The organism is Bradyrhizobium frederickii, assembly GCF_004570865.1.
In the GTDB taxonomy this organism is placed as follows: domain Bacteria; phylum Pseudomonadota; class Alphaproteobacteria; order Rhizobiales; family Xanthobacteraceae; genus Bradyrhizobium; species Bradyrhizobium frederickii.
Genome location: NZ_SPQS01000009.1, coordinates 167,846 through 190,166, shown reverse-complemented (window position 1 = coordinate 190,166; position 22,321 = coordinate 167,846). Strand labels below are relative to the sequence as shown.

Annotated in this window: 17 protein-coding genes; 13 read left to right on the top strand and 4 right to left on the bottom strand. The window is 65.4% G+C overall.

Going from position 1 to position 22,321, the window contains the following annotated elements; translation table 11 throughout:
- Nucleotides 1-9: 9 nt before the first annotated feature.
- Nucleotides 10-1,422, bottom strand: a complete 1,413-nt coding sequence (locus E4K64_RS17645) for an FAD-binding oxidoreductase (RefSeq protein ID WP_135164651.1) — start codon at nucleotides 1,420-1,422, stop codon at nucleotides 10-12.
- A 179-nt stretch (nucleotides 1,423-1,601) separates the two neighbouring features.
- On the opposite strand from E4K64_RS17645, the gene E4K64_RS17640 reads away from it, so the two are divergent.
- From E4K64_RS17640 to E4K64_RS17580, 13 genes are all read left to right on the top strand, one after another.
- The gene (locus tag E4K64_RS17640; RefSeq protein WP_167772085.1) at nucleotides 1,602-2,486 is read left to right on the top strand and encodes a dihydrodipicolinate synthase family protein; all 885 of its coding nucleotides are present in this window, start codon (nucleotides 1,602-1,604) and stop codon (nucleotides 2,484-2,486) included.
- Nucleotides 2,487-2,693: 207 nt separating this feature from the next.
- Nucleotides 2,694-5,021 (top strand): TonB-dependent siderophore receptor, encoded by a 2,328-nt coding sequence (locus E4K64_RS17635; protein ID WP_135164649.1) that lies wholly within the window; start codon nucleotides 2,694-2,696, stop codon nucleotides 5,019-5,021.
- Between the two features lie 2 nt (nucleotides 5,022-5,023).
- The gene (locus E4K64_RS17630; RefSeq protein ID WP_135164648.1) at nucleotides 5,024-6,202 is read left to right on the top strand and encodes a PepSY-associated TM helix domain-containing protein; all 1,179 of its coding nucleotides are present in this window, start codon (nucleotides 5,024-5,026) and stop codon (nucleotides 6,200-6,202) included.
- Between the two features lie 156 nt (nucleotides 6,203-6,358).
- Nucleotides 6,359-7,642: a DUF1963 domain-containing protein gene (locus tag E4K64_RS17625; RefSeq protein WP_135164647.1), complete on the top strand. Its 1,284-nt coding sequence runs from the start codon at nucleotides 6,359-6,361 to the stop codon at nucleotides 7,640-7,642.
- A gap of 89 nt (nucleotides 7,643-7,731) precedes the next feature.
- Entirely contained in the window at nucleotides 7,732-8,964 is a 1,233-nt protein-coding gene (locus tag E4K64_RS17620) for a rhodanese-like domain-containing protein (RefSeq protein ID WP_135164646.1), read from the top strand.
- A 333-nt stretch (nucleotides 8,965-9,297) separates the two neighbouring features.
- Nucleotides 9,298-10,542 (top strand): phosphoglycerate dehydrogenase, encoded by a 1,245-nt coding sequence (serA, locus tag E4K64_RS17615; protein ID WP_135164645.1) that lies wholly within the window; start codon nucleotides 9,298-9,300, stop codon nucleotides 10,540-10,542.
- A 176-nt stretch (nucleotides 10,543-10,718) separates the two neighbouring features.
- Complete coding sequence (locus E4K64_RS17610) at nucleotides 10,719-12,380, top strand: tannase/feruloyl esterase family alpha/beta hydrolase (RefSeq protein WP_167772084.1); 1,662 nt, start codon at nucleotides 10,719-10,721, stop codon at nucleotides 12,378-12,380.
- Nucleotides 12,381-12,428: 48 nt separating this feature from the next.
- Nucleotides 12,429-12,911, top strand: coding sequence for a MarR family winged helix-turn-helix transcriptional regulator (locus E4K64_RS17605; protein ID WP_135164643.1), 483 nt, complete (start codon nucleotides 12,429-12,431; stop codon nucleotides 12,909-12,911).
- Nucleotides 12,908-13,678 carry an enoyl-CoA hydratase gene (locus E4K64_RS17600; protein WP_135164642.1) on the top strand — a complete coding sequence of 257 codons (771 nt, stop codon included), beginning with the start codon at nucleotides 12,908-12,910 and terminating at the stop codon, nucleotides 13,676-13,678. Before E4K64_RS17605 ends, E4K64_RS17600 begins: the two co-directional genes overlap by 4 nt.
- Before the next feature lie 122 nt (nucleotides 13,679-13,800).
- Nucleotides 13,801-15,882, top strand: a complete 2,082-nt coding sequence (locus E4K64_RS17595; RefSeq protein WP_135164641.1) for a methyl-accepting chemotaxis protein — start codon at nucleotides 13,801-13,803, stop codon at nucleotides 15,880-15,882.
- Between the two features lie 285 nt (nucleotides 15,883-16,167).
- Nucleotides 16,168-17,106 (top strand): dihydrodipicolinate synthase family protein, encoded by a 939-nt coding sequence (locus E4K64_RS17590; protein WP_135164640.1) that lies wholly within the window; start codon nucleotides 16,168-16,170, stop codon nucleotides 17,104-17,106.
- 523 nt (nucleotides 17,107-17,629) lie between these two features.
- A complete protein-coding gene (locus E4K64_RS17585) occupies nucleotides 17,630-19,030 on the top strand; it encodes a selenium-binding protein SBP56-related protein (protein ID WP_135164639.1) in 1,401 nt (466 codons plus the stop codon).
- Nucleotides 19,031-19,113: 83 nt separating this feature from the next.
- Nucleotides 19,114-19,707, top strand: a complete 594-nt coding sequence (locus E4K64_RS17580; protein WP_135164638.1) for a hypothetical protein — start codon at nucleotides 19,114-19,116, stop codon at nucleotides 19,705-19,707.
- Here the strand turns inward: E4K64_RS17580 and E4K64_RS17575 are convergent.
- The 3 genes from E4K64_RS17575 to E4K64_RS17565 are packed head-to-tail and all read right to left on the bottom strand — an operon-like array spanning nucleotide 19,685 to nucleotide 22,287.
- The gene (locus E4K64_RS17575) at nucleotides 19,685-20,410 is read right to left on the bottom strand and encodes a DUF1045 domain-containing protein (RefSeq protein ID WP_135164637.1); all 726 of its coding nucleotides are present in this window, start codon (nucleotides 20,408-20,410) and stop codon (nucleotides 19,685-19,687) included. The genes E4K64_RS17580 and E4K64_RS17575 overlap by 23 nt on opposite strands.
- Nucleotides 20,411-20,428: 18 nt before the next feature.
- Complete coding sequence (locus E4K64_RS17570) at nucleotides 20,429-21,622, bottom strand: alpha-D-ribose 1-methylphosphonate 5-triphosphate diphosphatase (RefSeq protein ID WP_135164636.1); 1,194 nt, start codon at nucleotides 21,620-21,622, stop codon at nucleotides 20,429-20,431.
- Nucleotides 21,619-22,287 carry a transferase hexapeptide repeat family protein gene (locus E4K64_RS17565; RefSeq protein ID WP_135164635.1) on the bottom strand — a complete coding sequence of 223 codons (669 nt, stop codon included), beginning with the start codon at nucleotides 22,285-22,287 and terminating at the stop codon, nucleotides 21,619-21,621. Before E4K64_RS17565 ends, E4K64_RS17570 begins: the two co-directional genes overlap by 4 nt.
- Nucleotides 22,288-22,321: the final 34 nt, after the last annotated feature.

The window sequence follows — 22,321 nt, the reverse complement described above, 5'->3', positions numbered from 1 at the left end:
TTGCGTTCCTCAGATTACCTTGCCGGGATTGAGCAGCTGATCGGGATCGAGCGCCGCCTTCAGCGTCCGCATCAGCGCGATCTCGGCTTCGCTGCGGGCATGGCCCAGCCATTTCTTCTTCAACGTGCCGATGCCGTGCTCGGCGGAGACGCTGCCGCCGAGCTCGCGGACGAGACCGTAGATGATCGTGTCCATCTCTTCCTTCGGCTGCTGCTCGACGGGAAGGCCGGCGACCCAGGAGACCAGATGCAGATTGCCGTCGCCGATATGGCCGTAATAGACGCTCTCGCAACCCTTGATGCCGTCAGCGAGCGCGGCCTTGCAGCGTGTGACGAACTCGTCCATCCGCGCCACCGCAAGGCCGATGTCGTAGGAGATGTGCGGCCCCAGCACCTGGCCGAACTCGGCGCAGATGTCGCGCACGCGCCAGAACGCCTGCGTCTGCGCCAGCGACTGCGCCACGGCGGCATCGGCCAGCAGCCCCCTCTCCATCAGCTCTTCGAGCCAGGCCTGGAAGCGCGGCGCATCCACGCTCTCGTCGGTGCCCTGCGCCTCCACCAGCACGTAGAGACCGTGGCAAGCGGCGACCGGCGGCTTTACCCCGGCGCGATTCGTGATCACGTCCCAATAGTCCGGCCACATCACCTCGAAGGCCGACAGCAGCGGGCCGAGCCCGCTGCGCGCCGCGCCGAGCAGCGCGACCACCGCGGCATAGTCCTTCAGCGCGCAGAGCGCGGCCATGGTCGAGCGCGGCTTCGGGAACAGTTTCAGCACCACGCGGGTGACGATGCCGAGCGTGCCTTCGGAGCCGATGAAGAGGTGCTTGAGGTCATAGCCGGCGTTGTTCTTCATCAGCTTGTTGAGGCCGGTGACGATGCTGCCGTCGGGCAGCACGACTTCGAGCCCGAGCACCAGCTCGCGCGTCATGCCGTAGCGGATCACGCGGTTGCCGCCGGCATTGGTGGAGAGATTGCCGCCGATCGCGCAGGAGCCGCGCGAGCCGAGGTCGAGCGGAAAGAAGAAGCCGGCTTCATCCGCGGCCCTCTGGATCGTCTCCAGCGGCGTTCCCGCTTTCACCGTCATCGTTGCGGAGGCTGCATCGATTTCCTCGATGCCGGTCATGCGCTCCAGCGAGATCGCAACCCAGCCGGCTTCGGGCGAGGCGCCGCGGCACAGTCCGGTCAGTCCGCCCTGCGGCACGAACGGCAGATGTGCCTGCCGGCAGGTGGCAACCGCGTCGGCCACGCCTTGCGCATCGACGGGGCGGATCACCGCGAGCGGCGTCTGCGGCAGGCTCGCGCTCCAGTCGTTGCAATTGCGCGCCGGCACGTCGGTGCCGATCAGCACGGCAGCCGCGCCGAGCTTGTCGCGCAGGGCACCGAGCAATTGCTCGGGTCGCCCGATGGGGGTCACCATGTTCATGCGAGACCTCCTCGGAAGCTGGCCGCGCTTCATGCGCGCCTTCGCGGTGGAAAGGGTTTGCGTATGTCTTGTATGTAAGGTACAAGACGAAAAGTAAAGCAAAAACAAGGCCCGAGGAAGCCGCGGAAGATCGTTGAAGATCAGAGGCTTAGTTCGGGGTTGAAGCAAAGGGCAGTGTGATGACCGAGGCAATTCGCGGGTTCTGGGTGGCATCGGCGACGCCGCTGGCGGCCGACGGCAGCGTGGATTCGGTAAAGCTTACGGCTCACGCCATGCAGCTCTTCAGCAAGGGCGTCGACGGCGTCGTGTTGTTCGGCACCACCGGAGAGGGCACCTCCTTCAATGTCGCCGAGCGCGTCGCGACCATCGAAGCCGTGCTCAAGGCCGGCATTGCGCCGGAGCGCATCGGCATCGGCGGCGGCTTCCCCGCCATCACCGACAGCATCGCGCTCACGCGCGCCGTGCTCGGCCTCGGCCTGCGCCACGTGCTGTTGCTGCCGCCCTATTTCGATCGCAGCGTCACGGGCGAAGGCATCGAAGATGCCTTTGCCGCGATCATCGACGGCGTCGCCGACGACCGGCTGCGCGCCTATCTCTATCACATCCCGCAGACGTCGGGCGTTGCGATCCCGACCAGCGTCGCTGCGAGCTTGCGCAAGCGCTACGGCAGGGTGGTGGCGGGCCTGAAGGACTCCAGCGGCGACTTCAAGCAGTTCCAGGCCTTCCGTGCCGCAGCTCCCGAACTCGCCATCACCGTCGGCAACGAAGCCGATATCGCCCGCGCGATGACGGCCGGCGGTGCCGGCACCATCTGCGGCATGGCCAATGTCGTGCCCGAGCTGGTCAAGGGCATGGTCGACGGCAAGGACGTCGAAGCGCGCATGCAGGCCGCGATCGATATCGTGCTGAAGACGCCGTCGTTCACGGCGACGCTGAAGGCGATCCTCGCGGCACAGACCGGCGATGCAGCCTGGCTGCGCGTGCGCCCGCCGCTCCGCGCCGCGTCCGACGGCGCTGCGTTGAAGCGGAAGCTCGACGAGCTGACGGCGCCTGCCATCGCGTGAGACCGCACGAAACTTGATACGTCGCCGCGAGTTCGCGCGCGACGTGTCGCGGGCGGTACGACGGCAATTGGAGATTGCCGTTACTGCCGCTCTCTTAGAATGATTCAACACTAGAGCGATTCAACTCCGGCTACGGTTCTCTTCGCGGACGGTGGCTGTTAGACGCGCGAGCTTCAATGCCGTGTCTGACTTGGAAGTGAATCGAACGTGCGTGCTCATCTGGATGGCCAATGCGTCAGCAGCCATCGTTACCGTGCCGGCAAGCGCCGTGCAGGTCTTCTCCTTGGAGCAGCCGTGCTGCTCGCCGAATGCCACTCCAACACGACGACCGCGCAGGCGCAATCGGCCCTGCCGCCTGTGACGGTGGAGGCTCCAACAGCGCGGTCGAAACCGGCGCGCGCCTCGGATCAATCCTCACGCCGCGCGCAAACTGCGGCGCGGCGCCAGTCGAATCGCAATTCTGCGCCCGCAGCGTCGACGCTCTCGGAGCGCGCCGCCGCGGAAGCTGCCGCGCAACAGGCCGCCAAGCTCGGCTACCGTGCGATGCCGAGCGCCACCACGCTGCGCAGCGGCGCATCGCCGCTTGATACTTCGCAGACCGTCAACGTCGTGCCCGCGCAGGTGCTGAAGGACCAGCTGCCGCGAAACATCGACGATGCGCTGGTCAACATCAGCGGGATCACGCAGACCAACACGCTTGCAGGCACTCAGGACGCCGTGATCCGTCGCGGCTTCGGCGATAATCGCGACGGCTCGATCATGCGCAACGGCATGCCGCTGGTGCAGGGCCGAAGCCTCAATGCCGCGGTCGAGAGCGTCGAGGTGCTGAAGGGGCCGGCCTCGCTGCTCTACGGCATCATGGATCCCGGCGGCATCGTCAACACCATCAGCAAGCGTCCGGAGCTCTATCAGCACGGTTCGGTCACGCTGCTCGGTTCGACCTATGCGAACAACCGCAGCGGTGCCGACGGCACGCTCGACATCACCGGTCCGATCGGCGACGGCGGTCTCGCCTATCGCTTCATCGGTTATGGCGTTAGCGAGGACTATTGGCGCAATTTCGGCCGCCACCGCGAAATGCTGGTGAATCCGTCGCTGGCCTGGTACGGCGACACAACGACGGTGCAGCTCACCTATGAGCACCGCGAGTTCATCACTCCGTTCGACCGCGGTACGGCTTTCGTCAAAGGCGCTCCGCTGGCGATCCCGAAGACGCGCCGGCTCGACGAGCCCTTCAACAACATGTGGGGTACGTCCGACCTGGTGCAGGCTTCCGTCGAGCAGAAGCTCGACGACAATTGGAAGGTCACGGCGGCCTACAACTACAACACCGAGACTTTCAGCGCGAACCAGCTCCGTATCACCAGCGTCAACGCCACGACCGGCGTTGAAACCCGCAGCAACGACGGTACGCGCAACTCGCTGAGCAACGCCAGCTACGGCACCTCCTATCTCCAAGGCGACGTCTGGGTGGGCGGCTTCCGCAACGAGATCCTGTTCGGCGGCGAGGCGCTGTATCGCACGATCGATCGCCACGATTTGATTCGCCAGGCGACGCCGAGCTTCAATTTCTATAACCCCGTCTACGGACGGGTCACGCCGGGCACGACCGTTTCGGCAACCGACAGCGAGCAGACCGACAAGCTCGGCACCCGCAGCTTCTTCGCGCAGGACACGTTCCACCTGACCAACTGGCTGTCCGTGATCGGCGGTGTGCGCTGGATGGAATACGAGCAGCTCGCCGGAAAGGGCCGGCCCCTCTTCGTCACTGCCACCAATCTTTCGGGCGACAAGGTGCTCCCGCTCGGCGGCGTCATCGTCAAGCTGAACGACCAGCTCTCCTATTACGTGAGCTATACGCAGTCCCTGAAGCCGACCTCGGTCATCCCGCCGTTCACGGCCGGCTTCGTCGTCGATTCCACCGTTGCGCCCGAAGAAGGAACGCAGTGGGAGACCGGTCTGAAATTCGACGTCAACAAGCGGCTGTCGGGCACTCTGGCGGTCTACGACATCCAGAAGAAGAACGTGCTGGTGCTGGACGACATCGGCGGCGGCAAGTCGGCGGCGCGCACGTCCGGTGCGGCCAGGTCACGCGGCGTCGAACTGGACGTGACCGGCAGGCTGACCGACGAATGGAGCATGATCGGAAGTTACGGCTATACCGACGCACGGCTGATCAATGATCCCGTTGTCGGCAATGCCAAGCTGTTCAATGTTCCAATGAACACGGCTTCGCTCTATCTCGTCTACGATTTCGGCGACAGGCTTCCCGGACGCCTGCGGCTGGGCGGCGGCGCGCATTATGTCGGGGATCGGGCGGGCGACTCTGCCAACACGTTCTTCATGCCGGCCTATACCGTGGCGGACATTTTTGCCACGTACGACACGAAGATCGATCATCTGCCCGTGACTTATCAGTTCAACGTCAAGAACCTGTTCGACAAGCTCTATTATACGTCCAGCACCGGGAGCGCCTTGAACGTCGCCATCGGCGATGCGCGACGCTTCTCGCTGTCGGCGACGGTGAAGTTCTAGCCATGGCGCGGCTGGGACACACGATCAAGGCGGTCCTGTTCCAGGTCCATTCCATCGCGGGCCTGGTCCTCGCGCTGCTGCTGTCGCTGGTCGCGCTGACCGGCGCGACAATGAGCTTCGAGGACGAGATCGTCGATCACTTCAATGCCGGCATCATGCAGGTCGCGCCGCGTCAGGCGCCGGCGCTGATGCCGGACGAGCTGGTGGCGCGGCTGAAGGCAGGGCAGGATCTCGGCAAAGTCTCGGCGGTCACGTTGTCGAGCGACCCGTCGGCGGCGGTCCATGTCCGCTTTGCGCGTGACGAACGGGGCGACCGGCCGACCTCGCTCTATGTCGATCCCTATGACGCGCGTGTGCTGGGCTCGCCGCGCGGCGAGGCGTTCTTCGCGACGGTGCGCCGGCTGCATCGCTGGCTCCTCATCCCCGGCGACGGCAAGGGCTGGGGACGCCCCATTACCGGCACCATCGCGCTCGGCCTGATCGTCATGCTGGTGTCGGGACTGGTGCTGCGCTGGCCGCGTCGGGCAGGCAGCGTGAAGATGTGGCTGAAGCCCAATCTCGGGCTCAGCGGCCGCGGATTGCATCGCTCGCTGCACACGGTGATCGGCACTTGGGTGCTTCCGGTCTATCTGACGATGACGCTCACCGGGCTGTACTTCTCCTTCGAATGGTACAAGGACGGCGTGACCTGGCTGTTGGCGCGTCCCCACGTCGCGACAGCGAAGATGGCGCCAAAGCCGCCGCGGCCGGACAGTCGCGCCGAGCCTGTCGGAATCGGATTCGATCGGGCCTGGATGACGTTCCAGCGCGAAGAGGGGACCCGGTTCTCCAGAGCCTTGCTGACGCTGCCGGCGGGGCCGGGCACCACGATACGCATCCGCTCGTGGGGGAAGGCGTCGTTGCTGGAGACCACGCGCGACGAATTCCGCATCGATGCCGTCACCGGCCAGCTGGCTTCCGCGGAGCGCTTTACCGACAAGACATTCGGCGAGAAGATCATCGCGGCCATCTACGACATCCATCGCGGCGCGATCCTGGGCTGGCCGGGCAAGCTCGCCTTCATGATGGCGGCAATCCTGATGCCTCTTTTTTCGGTCACCGGCATCCTGCTCTATCTGTCACGCCGCAAGCTGCGGCGCGCGGCACAGACGCCGCTCGGGCGGCTCGTTCCCGGCGAGTGAGGCGGTCGCCGAGAGGCCTGATGACAACTTGGTCTCTTGGGCCGAGGCCAGTTACTCCAAGCGTCGTCATCACAGCCAAGCAAGGAAATTCTTGTCTCGGGCGTTAGCGAATGGTTCCCTCCACACGTTGAGGTCGTGTACGGGAGCCCTTCAGCAATGTCTGAACGAGACGAACTTGAGGAGACGGCCCTGCCTGCCATGCTGGTCAGGCGCAGCGATCTGCCCGTGCCATTGGCGCACCCGGCACGAAGTTTCTTCGGGGGGCTTCCCAAATTGCCTCCGCGTTTCGATTGGCCGATCGCAGACGTCACGGCCTATAAATCACTAGAAACCGTTGCACTGACATTCGTGGCCCAGATCGACTTGGCCGAAGTGCCAGGGGGAGGTTGGTCACCGCTTCCGACGCGGGGTACGCTTTATTTCTTCTGTAGCTCTGTGTTCGTTGGCGAGGGACACCCACCCTGTCGCGTCCTCTACAGCCCAACCGACGGCAATGCGTATCCCGACCGCCAGCCACCGCCGGATCTAATGCCGTTGGCTGGCAGCGACGGTGACTACCAAGTCAGATGGCTCAATCCCGACGTCGATTTCCATTCCAAGGTCGAATTCAAATACCCGGTTTCCTTCCGGCAGTTCCGTGATTTCTACTTCCTGGAGGATGCCGTCGGAGGCGAACTCATGATCAAGGAATTATGTAAAGCGCTAGGTCCAGGCGAGCCGCAACAGAATGATCTGCTTCAGTTCCGACGCGTGGACAACTATCGGAAGGATGACGACTGGCCGTTCAATTGGCTGCTGATCGCTTGCGTGGTTCGGTCGGTCTTATCAAATATTCAGCGCGACCTGACGGACGGATATTACGGCAAGCCGGCCACCGAAGAAGCAATCGCGGAGCTGAAGCGTTTTCGTACCGGGGCCATAGGGTGGCTCGAACGGTGTCGGGATCTGACTCCACTGGATGAGGTCGATGCGGGCACGAAGGCAGCGTTCAGGTCTTGGTGGTTCGACATCGTGCAGGGCTACGGGAAGTTGGACGGGCAGGTAACTACTAGTGTCGGCCAAATCACGGAAGACCTTGGCAACGCCATCAACCATACGATCCGTTGTATGGCGACGCACGATGTCGACGCTGTCGATGACGCTCCATTGAGTTACGTTGCAAATCTCGTGCGGCAAAATCGTTGGATGGCGCCGACGGCAGAAGAGGGCAAACGCCGCCATTTCCAGACGGCGATTCATCAGATGCTGGGGTATGGCAGCTCATGGCAGGATGCGACCGAGGAGCATCTGGAGGATATCTTGCTGCTTCAGATCGAGGGCGATCTTGCCTTTTTCAATTGGCACTCGGATATCGGCGGCGTGCTTCATTTCTGGATCGATCCCGATGCGCTTGCTCAAGGCGATTTCTCGCAGGTCGTCGCAACATACCAATGCGACTAGCCTGATCTCCGCATGTGCTTCTGGCTTATTGCTGGCCAACGCTACCGCAATGGTTCAAAAGGTCCCTGTTCTCTTTGCAAGGCCGCACAATGAAGCTTCCCACCGTCACCCCCGCCGACATCCGCCGCGCGCTGCTGCTGCGCGAGGAGATCGCGCTGCTCGACCTCCGATACGAGGCCGCCTTCGCGACCGGACATCCGCTGTTCGCCGCCAACATGGCCGTCGACCGGATCGCGATCGAGGCCGAGACCAGGCTGCCGCGCAAGGACGTGCCGATCGTGCTCTATGATGGCGGTGATGGGCTGGTCGGGCCCGGCGCCGAACGTCTCGCCGCGCTCGGCTACACCAACATCAGCGCGCTCGATGGCGGGCTGAAGGCGTGGCGCGCGGCGGGCTACGAGGTGTTCGAGGACGTCAATTCCTATTCGAAAGCGTTCGGCGAGCTGGTCGAAGCGCGGCGGCACACGCCGTCGCTCAGCGCCGACGACGTGGCCAAGCTGATCGCCGACAAGGCCGACATCGCCATCCTCGACGTTCGCCGCTTCGACGAATATGCGACCATGAACATTCCGGGCTCGGTCAGCGTGCCCGGCGCCGAGCTGGTGCTGCGGGCCGGGCAGGCCGCGCCCGATCCTGACACCACCATCATCGTCAATTGCGCCGGCCGCACCCGCTCCATCATCGGCACCCAGTCGCTGATCAATGCCGGCGTGCCCAACAAGGTGCGGGCGCTGCGCAACGGCACCATCGGCTGGACGCTGGCGCGGCACAGGCTCGACCACGGTGCTACCAGGCGCGGGGAGATCGGGCCGTTCGCGGGCGGTCCTGCCAATGCGCGCGATGTCGCCTATCGCGCCGGCGTTCGCCACATCGGGGCGCGCGAGATGGCGGCGCTTATCGCGCAGACGGATCGCACGCTGTATCGCTTCGACGTGCGCGATGCCGAGGAATATGCGGCCGGCCACCTCCCGGGCTTCCGGCATTATCCGGGCGGCCAGCTGGTGCAGGAAACCGACATGGCTGCGCCGGTGCGTGGCGCGCGCATTTTGCTGACCGACGACAGGAGCGTCCGCGCCGACATGACGGCGTCGTGGCTGGCGCAGATGGGCTGGGAGGTCTATGTGCTTGAAGGCGGCTATGACGCCGCGCTCGAGATCGGCCCGCCGCGCGTGCTGCCGAGGCCCGATCCGGCCCACCGCTACCGCCGTCCCTATGAAGGCACCGACGTCGCGCAAGCCGCGATGCAGGCCTATCTCGATTGGGAATACGGCCTCGTCGAGCAGCTCCGCCGCGACGGCACGCACGGGTTCTACGTGATTTGAGAGACAGGTGCACGTTCGACTTGGCGCTACTTTATCACCGTCACCCCTGCGCAACGGCGAAGCCGTTGTCGCTGGAGGCGGCCGCTTCTTAGCGGCCCTCGAAGGGCGACGCCCCGGCTGCTAGCGGCATCGGGGCCGTTCATCGAGGCTCCCCGTGGGACGCGTTGCGTCCCACGTCTCGCGCCTCAGGATGACGGGACCGCTATTGTGAGCACGCTGTGGGATGCCAGGTATCTCACGCACCGCCATCTTCTTCCCGTATCCGCCCCCTATTGTGCTGCGCATCGTCGGCGGTCTATGTGCTCACGCAAAGCCGTCAGTTTAGGAGATTCCATGTCAGCCCCAGGCCAAGGCCCTGAGCGGAGCGCCAAGGCGCTGCTGCTCGAAGGCGTCAATGATAGCGCTGTCGACCTTTTCAGGGGCGCGGGCTTCGCCAATGTCGAGCGGCTGACCAAGGCGCTCGACGGCGGGGATCTGCGCCGGGCCCTCGACGGGGTGTCGTTGCTCGGCATCCGCTCGCGCACCCAGATCACCGACGAGGTGCTCGGGGCCGCCGACCAGCTGCTCGCGGTCGGCTGCTTCAGCGTCGGCACCAACCAGGTCGATCTCGCGGCGGCGCGCAAGCGCGGCATTCCCGTCTTCAACGCCCCGTTCTCCAACACGCGCAGCGTCGCCGAGCTCGTGATCGGCGAGATCGTGATGCTGCTGCGGCGGATCTTCCCGCGCTCGGTGTCGGCCCATGGCGGCGGCTGGGACAAGTCGGCCACCGGCAGCCGCGAGGTGCGCGGCCGCACGCTCGGCATCGTCGGTTACGGCAATATCGGCTCCCAGCTCTCGACGCTCGCCGAAGCCATGGGCATGCGCGTGATCTATTTCGATCGCACCGACAAGCTCCGCCACGGCAACACCGAGCCGGTCGAGCGACTGGACGAGCTGCTGGCGCAGAGCGACGTCGTCAGCCTGCACGTGCCGGAGACGCCGGAGACATCAGGCATGATCGGCGAGAAGGAGCTGCGGGCGATGAAGCCGGGCTCGTTCCTGATCAACAACAGCCGCGGCACCGTGGTTGACCTCGATGCACTTGCCGCCGCATTGCGAGAGGGGCATCTCGCCGGCGCAGCCATCGACGTGTTTCCGGTCGAGCCCTCCTCCAACGCGGATCGCTTCAAGAGTCCGGTCCAGGGCCTGGAGAACGTCATTCTCACCCCGCATATCGGCGGCTCGACCGAGGAGGCGCAGGAGCGCATCGGCGGCGAGGTCGCGCGCAAGCTGGTCGACTATTTCATCACGGGCTCGACCATGGGCGCGGTGAACTTTCCGGAAGTGCAGCTGCATTTGCGTCCCTCCGGGGCGCGCTTCAGCCATGTCCATCGCAACGTGCCCGGCATGCTGCGCCGGCTCAACGAGGTCTTCCTGCAGCGCGACATCAACATCGCCGCGCAATATCTGGAGACCGCCGGCGATCTCGGCTACGTCGTGCTCGACGCCGATCTCGCGGGGCAGGATTCCGCCGCGCTGCTGCAGCAGATCCGCAGCCTCGACGGCACGATCGGCGCGCGGCTGGTGTTCGAGCACTAAAGTGTTTTCAAGCGAACTGGATATCGGTTCGAGTAAAGAAAGCACGCCAAACAACAAACAGCAGCCTGTCCCGATTCCATCGAAACAGGCTGCAGCGCTCGGTTGACGGCCGGCAGAAGGTCGCATTCAATGCGGCCTCTGGTGGATTGAACGAGAACACAAACCGGGTGGAAACGATGACGCTGACAAGAGCGAAGCTGTGCGCGTGGCTCGTGGGTACGGCGGCGGCCCTGAGCGCGAACGTTGCGTTGGCCGCGACCCTGACAGCGGACGCAGAGACGGTCTGCAAGGGTCTTGTCGGCGGCGCCGACGCCGTGAAGATCGATTCCGCGGCGCTGCAGGCGCCCTCACAGCTCACTGTCGCCGAACGCGGGCCGACGCCGTCCGGGCGCATCACACCGGCCAACCCGGCCTTCTGCAAGGTGCTCGGCCATATCGACCCCACCGATCCCAAGGCGCCGCCGATCAGGTTCCAGGTCAACCTTCCGGTCGAATGGAACGGGCGCTCGCTGCAATATGGCGGCGGCGGCTTCAACGGCGTGCTGATCAGCGGCCTTGCGCTGCCGCCGGCCTATCCCTTCGACAAGCCGTCGCCGCTGGCGCGCGGCTTCGTCACCTACGGCACCGATTCCGGCCACGAGACCAAGCCGGGCGAGCCGCCGCAGGTCTTCGCGCTGAACGATGAAGCCTTCGAGAATTTCGCCCACCGCGCCTACAAGCGAGTGCGCGACGTTGCGGTTGCGCTGATGGAGCGCGCCTACGGCAAGAAGCCCGACAAGATGTACTTCATGGGCTCGTCCGAGGGCGGCCGCGAAGGCCTTACCATGGCGCAGCGTTACCCCGATGATTTCGACGGCATCTTTGCCCGCGTGCCTGTCATCAACTGGGTCGGGCTGCAACACGCCGGCACGCGTTCGGGTCTCGTCACCATGGGGGCGGGCTGGATCAATCCGGCGCAGGTGAAGCTCGTCGGCGAGGCGGTGCGGGCGGCCTGCGACAAGGCCGACGGCTCCGACGATGCGCTGGTGCAGGATCCCGTCGCCTGCAAGGCGGCCTTCAAGCTCGAGACGCTGCGTTGCGCGGCCGGCCAAAGCGGCGATCAGTGCCTCACCGATGCGCAGATCAAGGCGATCGAGACGCTGCACGCCACCTACAAATTCCCGTTCGCGCTCGCCAACGGTCTCGACGATTATCCGGGCTGGGGCGTCTCGGGCGAGGATACGCCCGCGATCGGCCCGACCGGGGGCTGGACCGCGTGGTGGCTCGGCACCGCGCCGCCGGCACAGCCGCCCGCGCCCAACAACGGCATCGCCTGGATCTACGGCGCCGGCGGCATTCAATATGTGTTCGCGCGCGATCCCAAGCTCGACGTCACCACCTACAAGGTGGAGGAGCACAAGGCGCGGCTGCTCGAAGTGTCGAAGCTGATGGATTCGACCGATCCCGATCTCAGCCGCTTCCGTGCGCGCGGCGGCCGCCTCGTCATGCTCGAGCACATGGCCGATTACGCCCAGAGCCCCTATGCCGGCATCCGCTATTTCGAGAGCGTCGAGCGCAAGATGGGCAAGGCCGAAACGGCCGAGTTCGCGCGGCTCTACACCGCGCCGGGCGTCGATCATGTCGGCTCCGGCGCGCCGGCCAATGTCGACATGCTCAGCGTGCTGGTCGACTGGGTCGAGAAGGGCAAGGCGCCCGGCGATCTCGAAGTGGCCGAGCAGAAGGTCGAGGCGCCGTCGTTCGCCACGTTGCGTGCGCTGCCGCTGTGCCGCTGGCCGGCCTGGCCGCATTACAAATCGGGACCGGTGACGGAAGCGGCGAGCTTCACCTGCGCGCCGTAGCCAAACGGCTCGTTTGACAACGAACTCGCCCTCAGCTAGATATTTCGCATGCGAAATAACGGCGTCGACGCGCGGCACCATCGGCTGATCTATCTGCTCAGCGTCGCGCAGCGCCGCTTGCAGCGCTGGATGGCGGCGCGGCCGGAGAGCGAGGTGACGCCGGCGCAGGCCGGGTTGTTGTTCATCCTCGGCAAGCAGGACGGCGTGCTGATGGGCGAGGCGGGCGCGGCGCTCGACATGGGGCCGGCCGGCATTTCCGGCCTCGTCGACCGCACCGAGGCTGCGAAGTTGATCGAGCGGCGGGCCGACCGCGAGGACGGACGCGCCTGGCGCATCTTTCTGACGCCGAAGGGACGCACCGCGCTGGCGCAAGCCAAAGCCGGCGCGGCCGAGATCAACGCGGCGTTGACGGACGGATTCACGGCCGCGGAAATCGACATCGTCGCGCGCTGGCTGACCAGCATTCAGGACAAGTTTCCAAGGCCTTCGGACGACAAGGCATTCAGACGAATAGAAGGAGCGAACCCATGACCGAGCACGTCCGCATCGAGACCAACGGCGGCATTCTCACCCTCACGCTGGCGCGTCCCGACAAGAAGAACGCGCTGACCGATGCGATGTACGGCAAGCTCGCCGACGCCATCGAATCCGCCGAGCACGATGCGTCCGTCCGCGTGATCCTGATCCGCGGCGAGGGCGACATGTTCACCGCCGGCAACGACGTCGGCGAATTCGCCGCGGTCGCAGCCGGCAAATCCGAAGGCAGCCGCAACGTCATCCGCTTCATCCAGTCGCTGGCCCGCTGCACCCGGCCGCTGGTCGCGGCGGTGCAGGGCCGTGCCGTCGGCGTCGGCACCACAATGCTGCTGCATTGCGACCTCGTGGTGCTCGCCGACAACGCGCAATTGTCGACGCCTTTCGTCAGCCTCGCGCTGGTGCCGGAAGCGGCCTCCAGCCTGCTGATGCCGGCGCGCATCGGCCATGCCCGCGCCTACGAGATGTTCGCGCTGGGCGAGACGGTGCCGGCGCAGGCCGCGCTGCAATGGGGCATCGCCAACCGTGTGGTGCCGCTCGACAAGCTCGACGCCAAGGCGCTCGCGCTCGCGCAGCGCCTTGCCCGGCAACCGGCCGGCGCCCTCACCGCCACCAAGCGCTTGATGCGCAACGGCGAGGCGCTGGTCGCGCAGATGCAGGCCGAAGGCGAGCAGTTCGCCCAGCGGCTGCGCACCGCCGAGGCGCGCGAAGCATTCACCGCCTTCGCCGAGCGCCGGCCGCCTGACTTCACCAAGGTGGCGTGATCGGACGCAGCCTGGCGGGAGGAAACGGCGGGCACAACCGCAGGTATTTGATTAAAGTCTTAACCAAACCTTGGCATGTCGCCATGCAAGGTGGCCTCTCGTGAAGAGTAGGCCCCGAACCCATGACGATGTTTAACAAATCGGTAAGCTCGCTTCTCCTGACGCTGATGGCGCTGGTCGCCGCCGGCGCGCTGGCCAGCACCGCGTTCCAGATGCTCGGGGCGTTCGGCCGCTACAGCGAAAGTCTGGAGACCGAGCGGCTTGCGGCTGCCGACAAGGCGATCTTCCACGGCGTGCTCGCATTGCGCAGCAATCGCGGCGATGCGCAGAGCGCGCTGCTCGGCGAGGACGATCCGCGCGCCAAGCTTGGCGCCGCCGAGAAGGCCGAGCAGGCCGGCTATGATGCCATCGCCGCGGCGCTCGCCACCGTCGAGTTCGCTCGCCGCGACGAACTCGCCAGCACGCTGAAGCAGCGCTGGAGCGAGGCTGCTCCGAAGTTCCAGCTGTTCTACGACGAGGCCAAGCTGCCGCGTGCCGAGCGCAAGATCGAGCGCACCGCGCCCTGGTACGATGGCGTCACCAAGGTGATCGAGACCGCGAATCTGGCGTCCACCGCGGTGTCCAACCGCGCCTGGACCAACGATCCCTTCATCGCGCGCATGATCCAGGCCCGCCGCTTGGCCTGGCAGGTGCGCGACCGTTACGGCATCCAGTGCTCGACCCTCCGTCCCAACGTCAACACCTCAAAGCCGCTCGACGAGACCCAGAAGCAGACCGTGGCCGGCTGGAACGGCATCGTCACCGCCGGCTGGACCGGCATGGAGGAATTGCTGGCCGCGCCCGACGTGACGGCGGACCTTGTCAATGCCGCGAAGGAGGCGCGGGCCAAGACGGACGGTGTGCTCAAGCAAATCGGCGATCTCACCAGGAATCTCGACGGCAGCGGCAAGCCGGCAATGCCCGCCTCGGAATGGAACGCGCTGTGTCAGTCGCCCTTCGCGCCGATCGTTGCGGTCGCCAACAAGGCTCTCGACCAGTCGATCGCGCGTGCGGAAGCCGTCCAGGCCAAAGCCCTCACCAACCTCATCGTGCAGTCGCTCGCCTTCCTGCTCGCGCTGGCCGTGACTCTGGCCGGCGTGTTCGTGGTGCGCAATCGCCTGATGCGGCCGGTACGCGCCATCCTCGACGCCATCGCCCGCATCAGCGCCCGCGACTATGCGACGCCGGTGCCGCAATCCCGGCATCCCGACGAGTTCGGCACCATGGCCGCCGCACTGGAAAGCCTGCGCGAGAGCGCGGCAACCGCGGAACGGCTGGGCCAGGAGCGCGAATCGCAGCAGGCGCTCCAGCTCGCGCGCTCCGGCACTGTCGATTCTGCATGCCGTAGCTTTGACGACACCGTGCAGGCCGTCATCCAGAGCGTTGCGGCCTCGACGCGTGAGCTCGATGCCACCGCGACCGGCGTGCGCTCGCTGGTGTCGCAATCGAGCAGCCAGACCGCAGCGGTCTCTTCCGCCGCCGAACAGGCCACCAACAATCTCGAGACCATCGCGGCCGCGACCGAAGAGCTCTCCGCATCCGTCGGCGAGATCTCGGCGCAGGTGCAGTCCAGCGCCCGCGAGGCCCGCGAAGCCGTCTCGCAGGCCGAGCAGACCAATGCGACGGTCGAGATCCTCGACCAGACCGCAAGCCGCATCGGCGAAGTCGTCAAGATGATCAACGCCATCGCCGGCCAGACCAACCTTCTGGCGCTGAACGCCACCATCGAAGCCGCGCGCGCGGGCGAAGCCGGCCGCGGCTTCGCCGTGGTCGCCGGTGAGGTCAAGAGTCTCGCCTCCCAGACGGCGACCGCGACCGAAGAGATCTCGCGCCAGGTCGAGGAGATCCAGGCCGCGACGGGCCAGGCGGTTGCCGCCATCCGCTTGATCGGCGGCGCCATCAGCGGCATCGACGAGAAGATGACGGCGATTGCCGCCGCCGTCGAGCAGCAGCGCGCCGCCACCACCGAGATCTCCCGCAACTTCCAGCAGGCGGCGCAAGGCACCCGCGAGGTCACCGACACCATTGGCAGCGTCGCCAGGCTCAACCAGGAGACCGGCAATGCCGGCACGGTGCTGTCGGAATCCGTCAAGAAGATGTCGGCCGACGCCGATCGGCTCCGCGTCGCGGTCGAGGGCTTCTTGGGAGCAGTGAAGTCCGCGTAATCCACTGAGACAATCGTCAGAGGTTCGGCCTGCATGGTTCGAGACGCCCGCATTGGCGGGCTCCTCACCATGAGGGTCTGATATTTTGCCGCGGACCGAGACCTCATCCTGAGGGCCCGCCGGAGGCGGGCATCCCGAAGGACGGCCGCAGGCGAGCTCTCTCTCAGTTCTCTCCGTCTGATGTCGAGCGGCCATTGCCGCCGGTCCGCGCGGCGGCTACATCTGTGCCGCCGCGCGCCGTGAGCGCAGCGCCAGACGCAAGACACATCAGGGATGGAGAGTTCGATGCCGGTCACCCCCCACAAGGCCCAGCGCCCCTATCGCGGCGTGTTCCCGGTCGCGCCCACCATCTTCGACGAGCGCGGTGAGCTCGACCTCGAGGGACAGCGCCGCTGCATCGATTTCATGATCGATGCCGGTTCGCACGGCATCTGCATCCTCGCCAATTTCTCCGAGCAGTTCGTGCTCACCGATGCCGAGCGCGAGACCGTGATGCATGCGGTGCTGGAACATGTCGCGGGCCGGGTTCCCGTGATCGTCACCACCACCCATTTCAGCTCGGCCGTCTGCGCGGCGCGCAGCAAGCAGGCCGAGGCGGCGGGCGCGGCCATGGTGATGGTGATGCCGCCCTATCACGGCGCGACCTTCCGGGTTCCCGAGAAGGGCATCGTCGAATTCTTCAAGGTGCTCTCGGGCGCGATCGATATTCCGATCATGATCCAGGACGCGCCGGTGGCCGGCACGCCGCTCTCGGTCGAGCTGCTCGCGCGGCTGGCGCGCGATTTCTCGAACATCCGCTATTTCAAGATCGAGGTGGCAGGTGCGGCCTCAAAGCTGCGCGGCCTGATCGAGGCGGGCGGCAAGGACATCGAAGGCCCCTGGGACGGCGAGGAGGCGATCACGCTGCTCGCCGATCTCGATGCCGGTGCCACCGGCGCCATGACCGGCGGCGGCTATCCCGACGGCATCCGCCAGATCGTCGATCCCTATTTCGCCGGCGACCGCGAAAAGGCGAAGGCGGCATACGAACGCTGGCTGCCGCTGATCAACTACGAGAACCGTCAATGCGGCCTGATCGCCTGCAAGGTCATGATGCAGGCCGGCGGCGTCATCAAGTCGGACGCCGTGCGACACCCGCTCCAGCCGCTGCATCCGGCGACGCGAGCGGGATTGCTGGAGCTCGCCAAGGAGCGCGATGCGCTGGCCTTGCGGTGGGGGAAGTAACGCTGCAGATCCCGCTGTCGTAGGGTGGGCAAAGCGACTTGTCCGCCGTAGCTCGCAGAGCGAAGGCGGAAGCGTGCCCACCACCTGTTGTCATCGAGAAAGACCGTGGGCACGGCGCTACGTGCCTTTGCCCACCCTACGAAAGCTCATGGGACATTCTCCGCTGTCGTCCCGGACAAGCGCGCCGAAAGCGCGCGCAGATCCGGGATCCATATCCCCAGGGAGTGGTTTGACGACGACTCGGAGTGGGGGCTTTGCCCCGCACTCGTCCCTCTGGTTATGGGTCCCTGCGCCGGGACGACACTGAATCGGACGCGTGCATTCCGCCCGATCCCTCCGGCATGCATTCGACCCGAGGGCGTCGAATTAGCGCGGTTCGACCAGTTTCCCCCGGCACGGCGATGACATATTGTACGTTCGCCAACCGGCCCCGGAGCATCTCAAAACATCGCGTAACACCTCTTCATTATGCCGTTATCCCGAGCCAGGTTGGAGCGAACCGACAGAACAGGGAGGCAGTGCCATGACGATGAGGCCCGATCCCACCTTTCACGCATCGCCCAAGCTTGCGATGGAAGCACCTGCGGAGAACTTTGCCTACACGTTGCTGCTCAGTCCGGACTTCTCGAAGCCGGATGCTCTCGCGGTCATCGACGTCAAGCCGGGATCGCCGACCTATAGCCGGATCGTCCACACCGTGACGATGCCCAACAAGGGCGATGAGTTTCATCATTTCGGCTGGAATGCGTGCTCCTCCGCCTTGTCGCCGCTCGCCGGACACGCCTTCATCGAGCGGCGCTATCTCATCATTCCCGGGCTGCGTTCGTCGCGCATCTACATCATCGATACCAAGCCCGATCCGACCCAAGCCAAGATCCACAAGATCATCGAACCGGAAGAAGTCTTCAAGAAGACCGGCTACTCCCGGCCACACACGATCCATTGCGGGCCGGACGGTGTCTATGTGAGCACGCTGGGCGGCGGTGGCAAAGACGGCACCAACGGTCCTCCCGGTGTCTTCATCATGGATTGCGAGACGTTCGAGGTCCTGGGACGATGGGAGATCGACCGCGGTCCGCAGACGCTGCACTATGATTTCTGGTGGAATCTGCCGCGCGACTACATGGTGACGAGCGAATGGGCCTTGCCGCCGCAGTTCGAGAACGGGATCGTCCCGGAAGACTTGCTTGCGAACAAATATGGCCATCGTCTGCACTTCTGGGACCTTCGCGCCCGTCGCAACGTCCAGACCATCGACCTCGGTGCCAATCATCAGATGGCCCTGGAGGTGCGGCCGGCGCATGATCCGGTTCGCGAGTACGGCTTCGTCGGCGTCGTGGTCGACACCACGAATCTCGAAGCATCGATCTGGACCTGGTGGCGAGAAGGCGGGAAATTCCATGCGGAGAAGACGGCGACGATCCCACCCGAGCCCGCGCCAAAGGAGCAACTCCCGCCGCTGCTTCAGGGGTTCGGCGCCGTGCCGCCGCTGGTGACCGACATCGATCTGTCGATGGACGATCGGTTTCTCTATGTCTCGTGCTGGGGTACGGGTGAAATGCGCCAGTACGACGTCAGTGATCCGCGCAAACCGAAGCTTGCGGGCTCCGTCCATATCGGCGGTATCGCGCGCCGCACCCCCCATCCGAATGGCAAGGCCTTTGCGGCGGGCCCGCAAATGGTCGAGATCAGCCGTGACGGCAGGCGCGTCTATTGGACCAATTCGCTCTATTCCACCTGGGACAACCAGTTCTATCCCGACGGGGTTCCGGGCGTGGAAGTCATGGCCAATGTCGGTCGCAACGGCGGCCTCGAGCTCGACAAGGATTATTTCGTGAGCTTCCCCGACGGATACCGTGCGCACCAGATCAGGCTCGAGGGCGGCGACTGTTCGACCGACTCCTTTTGCTACCCGTCGGTCTAGATGGGACCCATGCGAACCCGGCGCTCGGCTGGCTGTGGCTCGCGCTTGCTGCGAGCGGTCTCTACCACGGGATCAATCCGGGAATGGGATGGCCGCTCGCCGTGTCGGCCGGGCTCATGGACAAGAGCCCGCGCGCGCTCTTCCGCGCATTGTGGGCCTTGGCGGTCGGGCATCTGCTCGCAACGTTTCTCGTGCTGCTGCCATTCGCTTTCCTGCTCGTGCTGGCCGAGTGGCAGCGTCCGATCCAGATCGGTGCGAGCCTTCTCGTCATCGGCTTCGGCATCTATCGGCTGATCGACCGGCGCCATCCGCGCGCGCTGGCACGAATTCCGCCGACGCAATTGGCGCTCTGGTCATTTGCCGTCGCCATTGCCCACGGCGCCGCCCTGATGCTCGTGCCGATCTATCTCGGGCTCTGCCGGGCCTTCGAGCTCGATGCCGGCCACGAGGCGGCGGGCGAGTTGATGAAGGCAAGTCTCGGGATGGCGGTGCTGGTGTCCGTGGTGCACGTTGCCGCCATGGTCAGCGCCGGCGGGTGTCTGGCGTGGCTGGTCTACCGTTATCTGGGGTTGAAATTCGTCTCGCGAAGCTGGTTCAATCTGGATGCAGTCTGGGCGACCAGCCTCGTCCTGGTCGGCGCGGTGGCGCTCGCCTTCAATCTGGTGAGCTGGCGCTGAGGTCCACCCGCGCCAATCCCCACTCGCCGATGATGCGAAACCGGTCCTTTGCGTCATCCTGCCTGAACAGCGCGATGCGATCAATCTCGAGTGCATCAAGCTTCAGCGTCGCAAACCGCGCGCGCAGCATCTCCAGGATCGGCCCGCGACGCTCCGCATCCAGTCGTCCGGTCAGCGTCATGTGGAAGCGGAATTCTTCCATCACGTAAGGATAGCCCCAGCGGTCAAGATAGTCGCGCTGCCGTTCGCTGAGCTTCTCCGGCTTACGCCGCGCGCGATCTTCCGCGGTCAGAGCGGGGCGAAACAGATCGAAATCGCGGACGCAATCGGCGGCGAGATCTTGAAGCGTATCGACCGGCTCGGCTGGAATGACGGCGATGAAGCCGCTGATGGCATCGACGACAGGCCGGATCACGGGACGCGGCCGCGTCTTGCCGGCGAAGGTCGCGCAGGCTTCCATCAGCCCGGCTTCGGTCTTGCCCGATGCCAGCGCCATCGGCGCCTTCAGCGTGGCATGAAAGCCGTATTTGCGGGGATCGGCGCTAAGGTCGCGCCAATCAGGCGCGACCTCCAGCGCCTCGCGCGGAAACGGCAGTTCGTTGCCGGTATAGGCATCGTAGCCGAGCAGCTCGGCGCCGAAGCGGGACAGGGGGCTGTCGCTGCCGGCGGCAAAATAGATCGCGTAGCGGGGAAGATCTGTCATCGCCCGAGCATAGCCGGTTTAGGCCGCGACGACAGCTTCGCGCGGCATCGCCGCCGCACTCAGGAGCCGCGTCGCATCGGTGAGATGGACGAGCTTGCCGCCTGATATCACCGCGATCAGCCGCGGCCGCAGCGGTGCAGTGTCGTCGACCAGCAGAATGTCGGCGCGGCGGCCTTGCGCGAGCACGCCGCGATCGGTGAGGCCGGTCGCGCGCGCAGGGCCGGCGGAGACCAGATTCCAGGCCTCCGTCAGCGGCAGCACGCCATCGGCGGCGAGCCGGAACGCGGCGAGCAGCTGCGCGGGATAATAATAATCCGAGGCCAGCACCGAGCAGAGCCCCTTGGCAATCATGTCGGAGGCCTTGGTCCAGCCGGTGTGGCTGCCGCCGCGCACGACGTTCGGCGCGCCATAGACGATGGCATCGCCGTGGCTTGCCGCCGCCCTCGCCGTCTCCTCGTTGATCGGAAATTCCGCGATGTCAGCGCCGAGCTCGCGAAATTCCCGGCGCATCGCCGGCGTCGCGTCGTCGTGCGAGAGCATCCGCACCTCGGCCGCGCGGGCCGCTGCGGCCAGACGCGCAACGGAAGCCGGCACCTCGTCGGCGCGCGACGTCACGCGTTCGACCAGGCGGTCGAATTCCTCGCCCGACAGTCCGGTGCGCTCCACCATGCGGTTGCGCTTGCGCGGCTTGGCCATGTCGGCGACCGTGCCGTCCATGTGATCGTTGAAGGCGAACAGGTCGACGCGGCCTTCCATGAGCCATTGCGCGATCTCGGCTTCGGCCTCGAGATTGTAGGTCTCGTGCCGCAGATGGAAGCGGGTGTCGGCGGCGAATTGCGGACGCTGCCGTTCGATCGCCTCCATCAGGCCGCGCGCATTGTCGGCGCTGCGCAAGCCCGGCTCCCAGGAGCAGGTGGTGGCATGGAACACCGTGGTGATGCCGTTGCTGATGGCCTGGCGGTCGCTGTCGGCGAGCGCGACGTCGATCGGGAAGTCGACACCGGCACGCGGCATCATCTGCCGCTCGAACGCATCGCCATGAAGATCGACGATGCCGGGCAGCACCAGCAGGCCCCGCGCGTCGATCGCCAGCCGCGCCCGGCCGCGAGAGGCGTCCATCGCAGTGATGTCCTGCCCGGACACCGCCAGTGACGTTTCGACGAGTTCGGCGCCGACCAGGGTCCGGCCGGCTTCAAGGAAGATGTCTGTCACGCGACCGCACTTCGTTCGCTGGGAGGATTGGCGAGAGGTCTCGCTCGTGCTTCATATGCCGCAAGAAAATCTTCAATCCCGAGCTTGCGGAAATCGGGCAGGGCCTCGCGCAATTTGTCGTGATCCCAGTCCCACCAGGCCAGCCGCGCAAGCCGCCCGGCGATCTCCTCGGAGAACCGTCGCCGCACGATTCGGGCCGGATTGCCGGCGACGATGGTGTAGGCCGGCACGTCCTTGGTGACGATGGCGCCGGCGGCGATCACCGCGCCGGTGCCGATGTTGCGGCCCGGCAGCACGATCGCGCCGTGGCCGATCCAGACGTCGTGGCCGATATGGACGTGATGCTGCCGCCGCCAGTCGAAGAACTCGGTATCGTCGCTCTCGCCCTCGAAGTAAGCGCTCGAACGATAGGTGAAATGCGCCTGCGTCGCGCGGTGCATCGGATGGTTGCCGGGATTGATGCGCGTCATCGCCGCGATCGAGCAGAATTTTCCGATCGTACTGTAGGTGATCTGCGAATCGTTCACGACATAGGAGTAATCGCCCATCGCCACTTCGTGCAGGATGGTGCGCGCGCCGACCTCGGTATAGGCGCCGAGCCTGACCTCATGCAGCTTGGCCGAGGGATCGATGGTCGGCTGAACTGAAAGAGCTTTGGCGGCCATGTCGGATCCGGAACGTGGGGGCGGGCGTACCTCT

Excerpts from the sequence above, each read along its gene's own strand:
- E4K64_RS17565 (WP_135164635.1), bottom strand. The coding sequence starts at position 22,287 with ATGGCCGCCAAAGCTCTTTCAGTTCAGCCGACCATCGATCCCTCGGCC.
- E4K64_RS17595 (WP_135164641.1), top strand. The coding sequence starts at position 13,801 with ATGACGATGTTTAACAAATCGGTAAGCTCGCTTCTCCTGACGCTGATG.
- serA (WP_135164645.1), top strand. The coding sequence starts at position 9,298 with ATGTCAGCCCCAGGCCAAGGCCCTGAGCGGAGCGCCAAGGCGCTGCTG.
- E4K64_RS17610 (WP_167772084.1), top strand. The coding sequence starts at position 10,719 with ATGACGCTGACAAGAGCGAAGCTGTGCGCGTGGCTCGTGGGTACGGCG.
- E4K64_RS17620 (WP_135164646.1), top strand. The coding sequence starts at position 7,732 with ATGAAGCTTCCCACCGTCACCCCCGCCGACATCCGCCGCGCGCTGCTG.
- E4K64_RS17645 (WP_135164651.1), bottom strand. The coding sequence starts at position 1,422 with ATGAACATGGTGACCCCCATCGGGCGACCCGAGCAATTGCTCGGTGCC.
- E4K64_RS17630 (WP_135164648.1), top strand. The coding sequence starts at position 5,024 with ATGGCGCGGCTGGGACACACGATCAAGGCGGTCCTGTTCCAGGTCCAT.
- E4K64_RS17580 (WP_135164638.1), top strand. The coding sequence starts at position 19,114 with ATGGGATGGCCGCTCGCCGTGTCGGCCGGGCTCATGGACAAGAGCCCG.
- E4K64_RS17590 (WP_135164640.1), top strand. The coding sequence starts at position 16,168 with ATGCCGGTCACCCCCCACAAGGCCCAGCGCCCCTATCGCGGCGTGTTC.
- E4K64_RS17640 (WP_167772085.1), top strand. The coding sequence starts at position 1,602 with ATGACCGAGGCAATTCGCGGGTTCTGGGTGGCATCGGCGACGCCGCTG.
- E4K64_RS17600 (WP_135164642.1), top strand. The coding sequence starts at position 12,908 with ATGACCGAGCACGTCCGCATCGAGACCAACGGCGGCATTCTCACCCTC.
- E4K64_RS17575 (WP_135164637.1), bottom strand. The coding sequence starts at position 20,410 with ATGACAGATCTTCCCCGCTACGCGATCTATTTTGCCGCCGGCAGCGAC.
- E4K64_RS17625 (WP_135164647.1), top strand. The coding sequence starts at position 6,359 with ATGTCTGAACGAGACGAACTTGAGGAGACGGCCCTGCCTGCCATGCTG.
- E4K64_RS17585 (WP_135164639.1), top strand. The coding sequence starts at position 17,630 with ATGACGATGAGGCCCGATCCCACCTTTCACGCATCGCCCAAGCTTGCG.
- E4K64_RS17605 (WP_135164643.1), top strand. The coding sequence starts at position 12,429 with ATGCGAAATAACGGCGTCGACGCGCGGCACCATCGGCTGATCTATCTG.